The sequence below is a fragment of the Laedolimicola sp. genome, from assembly GCF_051972735.1.
In the GTDB taxonomy this organism is placed as follows: domain Bacteria; phylum Bacillota; class Clostridia; order Lachnospirales; family Lachnospiraceae; genus Laedolimicola; species Laedolimicola intestinihominis.
The window spans coordinates 1-235 of record NZ_JBOKYU010000099.1; the positions used below are offsets into that span (position 1 = coordinate 1).

The window sequence follows — 235 nt, forward strand, 5'->3', positions numbered from 1 at the left end:
GACGGTGCCGACGTTGCTGATCTTGTAGACCTGACGGACCTGCAGCTCGCCCAGAGACACCTCGCGGAACTTGGGAGCCAGCATACCCTTCATAGCGTCGGTGACGTCGTTGATGGCGTCGTAGATGACGCGGTACATCCGCATCTCGACCTTGGTGGCCGCAGCCTCTTCCTTCGCCACATTGTCGGGGCGGACGTTGAAGCCGATGATGATAGCGTTGGAGGCGTCGGCCAGA

At 60.9% G+C, this 235-nt stretch carries 1 pseudogene; it reads right to left on the minus strand.

The features are described 5' to 3' along the window. A pseudogene (locus ACTRC3_RS11755) lies at window positions 1–235 on the minus strand (translation initiation factor IF-2); the annotation flags it as partial.